This is a genomic window from Nonomuraea deserti (assembly GCF_004348685.1).
Classification (GTDB): domain Bacteria; phylum Actinomycetota; class Actinomycetes; order Streptosporangiales; family Streptosporangiaceae; genus Nonomuraea; species Nonomuraea deserti.
This window is the reverse complement of sequence record NZ_SMKO01000342.1, coordinates 1-4,617: the sequence shown is the minus strand read 5'-3', so window position 1 is coordinate 4,617 and position 4,617 is coordinate 1. Positions and strand designations below refer to the sequence as shown.

General features: G+C 73.0%; 1 protein-coding gene. It reads right to left on the bottom strand.

Going from position 1 to position 4,617, the window contains the following annotated elements; genetic code table 11:
- On the bottom strand, window positions 1-4,617 hold a 4,617-nt coding region (locus E1292_RS49490), incomplete at both ends, for an SDR family NAD(P)-dependent oxidoreductase (RefSeq protein ID WP_132606736.1).

Here is a 4,617-nt window from a genome sequence, read left to right as displayed (position 1 = left end):
AATCGGAGAACATCACCCCACGCAGCGGACGCGGCAACAACGGCTCGAACCCGGCGCAGATCTCCTCCAACGCCTCCGCGAACACCGGGAAGTGCTCAACCAGCACCGAACCCATCCCGACCCGCTGACTGCCCTGACCCGCGAACAACAGAGCCAGCTTCCCGCCAGAACCACTCCCCGAGATCGCAACCGACGCGTCCTCGGCCAGCGCCCGCAACCCCGCCACCAACTCGTCCCGATCAGCACCCACCACGACCGCACGCTGCTCCAGCATCGACCGCGCGGAGACCAGCGCCTTACCGGCGACGGCGGGTTCGACGTCGTTCGCCGAAGCCCAGGCCGCGAGCCTGCCCGCCTGTTCGTGCAGCGCGCCGGTGTCGTTGGCCGAGATCAGCCACGGCACGGCGGGCAGGGCGGGAGCGGTCACGGCAGCGGCGGGCTCGGGAACGGCCGGGCCCTGCTCGACGATCACGTGAGCGTTGGTGCCGCTCACGCCGAACGACGAGACGCCGGCCCTGCGCGGCCGGTCCCGTTCGTGCCATGGGCGGGCCTCGGTCAGCAGCTCGACCGCACCCGCCGACCAGTCCACGTGCGGAGACGGCTCGTCGGCGTGCAGCGTCTGGGGCAGCACCCCGTGCCGCATGGCCATCACCATCTTGATCACACCGCCCACACCGGCGGCGGCCTGCGTGTGACCGATGTTGGACTTCAGCGAGCCCAGCCAGAGCGGCTGGTCCCGGTCCTGCCCGTACGTGGCCAGGATGGCCTGCGCCTCGATCGGGTCACCGAGCTTCGTGCCGGTGCCGTGCGCCTCCACCGCGTCCACGTCCGCCACCGACAACCCGGCGTTCGCCAGCGCCTGCCGGATCACCCGTTCCTGGGAGGGGCCGTTCGGTGCGGTCAGGCCGTTGCTGGCGCCGTCCTGGTTGACCGCGGTCCCGCGTACGACGGCGAGAATGTGGTGCCCGTTGCGCTGGGCGTCCGACAGCCGCTCGACCAGCAGCATGCCCGCGCCCTCGCCCCAGCCGGTGCCGTCGGCATCGGCGGAGAACGCCCTGCACCGGCCGTCGGCGGACAGGCCGCGCTGCCGGGAGAACTCCACGAAGACGTTGGGCGTGGCCATCACCGTCACGCCGCCGGCGAGGGCGAGGTCGCATTCGCCCGACCGCAGGGACTGCGCCGCCAGGTGCAGCGCCACCAGCGACGACGAGCAGGCCGTGTCCACGGTCACCGCCGGCCCTTCCAGGCCGAACGTGTACGCGACCCGGCCGGAGGCGATGCTGCCCGCGCTGCCGTTGAGCACGAACCCTTCGAATCCTTCCGGCGCCTGCGGCAGGCGGGTGCCGTAGTCGTGGTACATGACACCGGCGAACACGCCGGTGCGGCTGCCGCGCATGGCCTTCGGGCTGATCCCGGCCCGCTCGATCGCCTCCCACGACGTCTCCAGCAACAACCGCTGCTGCGGGTCCATCGCGGTCGCCTCGCGCGGCGAGATGCCGAAGAGCCCGGGGTCGAAGCGGTCGGCGTCGTGCAGGAAGCCGCCCTCGCGGGCGTAGCTGGTGCCGTGGTGGCCGGGGTCGGGATCGTACAGGCCGTCCAGGTCCCAGCCACGGTTGTCGGGGAAGGTGGTGATCGCGTCGCCCGCCTGGGTGAGCAACCGCCAGAGGTCCTCGGGGGAGGCCACGCCGCCGGGATAGCGGCAGGCCATGCCGACGATCGCGACGGGTTCGTCGGCGGGCGCGGTCCGTACGGCCGCCTGCTCGGCCCTGGAGGCGCCGCCGAGCTCCGCGTACAGGTGCTCGGCCAGCTCGCCGGGGGTGGGGAAGTTGAACAGCAGAGTGGCGGGCAGCCGCAGGCCGGTGGCGGTGTTGAGCCGGTTGCGCAGTTCGACGGAGCTCAGCGAGTCGAAGCCGAGGTCCTTGAACGCGGTGCCGGTGTCCACGGTGTCGGCGTTGGCGTGGCCGAGCACGTGCGCGACGTTCGTCCGGATGAGCGACAGCAGCGCGCCCTTGTCGGCGCGCGCGCTCGCGCGCCTGGGCGCTGCCGCCTTCCGCGCCGGCGCCTTGACCAGGGCGCGGAAGACCGCGGGGATCTCGTCCTGGCGGCGCAGCGCGGCCGTGTCCAGGCGCGCCACGATCTGCACGGCCTTGTCGAGGGCGATCGCCACGTCGAACAGGGACATGCCCTCCGCCACGGGGAGCGGCGCGAGCCCGGCCCTGCTGAGCCGCGCCACGTCGAGCTGGCTGAGCGCACCGGCCATGCCGTTGTCGGACTCCCACAACCCCCACTGCAGGGAGACAGCCGGCAGTCCCCGGGCCCGGCGGTGCAGGGCCAGGGCGTCCAGGTACGCGTTGGCGGCCGCGTAGTTGGCCTGCCCCGCGCTGCCGACCGTGGCGGCGACCGACGAGTACAGCACGAAGAACGACAGGTCGAGGTCCTGGGTGAGCTCGTGCAGGTGCCAGGCCGCATCCGCCTTCGGGCCGAAGACCCGGTCGATGTGGCCGGGCGTCAGCGAGGTCACGGCGCCGTCGGCCACGATTCCGGCCAGGTGCACGACGCCCGTCAGCGGGTGTTCGGCGGGGACGCCCGCCAGCAGGGCGGCGAGCTCGTCGCGGTCCGCCACGTCGCAGGCGGCCACGGTGACCTGCGCGCCGAGCTCGGTCAGCTCGGTCACCAGGGCGTCGGCGCCGGGCGCCGCCGGGCCGCGCCGGCTGGCCAGCAGCAGGTGGCGTACGCCGTGCTCGGTGACCAGCCGCCGCGCGGCCAGAGCGCCGAGCTCTCCTGTGCCGCCGGTCAGCAGCACGGTCCCTCCCGCCTCTGTACCCGAACCCTCGGGTGCGGGCGGGCTCGTCACGGGGACGATGCGGGGGACGTGGATCCGCCCCTGCCGCAGGGCGATCTGCGGCTCGCCGGACGCGCAGGCACGCAACATCGTGTCCGCAGACTCGGGGTGCTCGTCGGTGTCGACGAGGACGAGACGGCCGGCGTTCTCGGACTGGGCGGAGCGCACCAGCCCCCACACGGGCGCGGTGGACAGGTCCGGCGCCTCGCCGTCGGTCACGCTCACCGCGCCGATGGTCACCAGCGCCAGCCGGGACCGCGCGAACCGTTCCTCGGCCAGCCACTCCTGGAGGAGCGCGAGCACCTCGTACGTCCTGTCGCGGCCCTCACCGGACCCGACCGGCGCCAGCACAAGCTCAGGAACCTCCTGGTCAGGTCCGACCGCCTCGCCCAGGGACGACAGGTCGTCGAGCATCAACACCCGCTCCGGCTCCGGCCCGGCGGCGGTCGAGGTCACCCAGTCCAGCGTGTACGGGGTGCTCCCCGCCTGCAGGGCGGTCGTGACGGGCCGGACCACCAGCGAGTCCACCGTGAGGATGGGCGCGCCGGTGTGGTCCGCGACGCTCAGCGCCAGCTCGCCCGGCCCCTTCGCCGTCGTACGGACACGTGCCGCCGTCCCGCCCGCCGCGTGCGGGGAGACACCGGACCAGGCGAAGGGCAGGAACGGCCGGCCCGGCTCGGTACGCGGCAGGAGGTCCCCCAGCGTGATGGAGTGCAGCACCGCGTCGAGCAGCGCCGGGTGGAACCCGAACCGCTCCGCGCCCGCCTGTGCCTGCTCGGGCAGCACGATCTCGGCGTAGACGGCGCCGTCGTGCTGCCAGGCGCCCACCAGTCCCTGGAACGCGTCACCGTACTCCAGGCCCGTCTCCGCGAAGTCGTCGTAGAGGGCGTCGAGATCGATGGGCCGCGCGCCGGGCGGCGGCCACTGCGCGAGGTCGAAAGCGGGCTCGGCGGTGACCGGGCCGAGGGTTCCCTGGGCGTGCCGCTGCCATGCGGGGTCGCCTTCCGTACGGGAGTACACGGCGATGCCGCGCCGCCCGTCGTCGTCCGGGCCGTCGATGACCACCTGGAGTTGTACGGGGTGCTCGTGCGTGATGACGAGCGGGGCCTGTATGGCCAGCTCGGTCACCGTCTCACAGTCCTCGGTCTCCGCGGCGGCCCGCAGCGCGATCTCGAGGAAGCCGGTGCCGGGCAGGATGACCGTGCCGTTGACCACGTGGTCGGCAAGCCAGGGCAGCGCGGCCAACGAGAGCCGCCCGGTCAGGGTGATGGAGTCGGAATCGGGTGCGGGCACGACGGCGCTGAGGATCGGATGCTCCACCGCGCTCAGCCCGGCGGCCGTCACGTCTCCGACCGATCTGCCCGACTCCAGCCAGAACCGCTCGTGCTGGAAGGCGTACGTCGGCAGATCGACCAGCCGGCCAGGAGTCAGCACCTTCGTCCAGTCGACGGTGATGCCCTCGACGTGCAGCCGGCCCAGCGCCTCGACCAGCGCGCGGGTCTCGTCACGGTCCTTACGCACCGCCGGGACGAACACCGCGTCCTCGACGCTCTGCTGCGCCAGCCCGGTCAGCACCCCGTCCGGGCCCACCTCCAAGAAGTGGCTCGCCCCAGCAGCCGCCACCCCGTCGGCGAACCGCACCGCACCCCGCACGTGCTCCACCCAGTAAGCAGGGTCCGTCAACTGGCCAGGCTCGGCCAGACGACCCGACACGTTCGACACGACCGGGATCGTCGGCTCGTGGAAGGTGACCCCGCCGATCGCCTCAGCGAAGT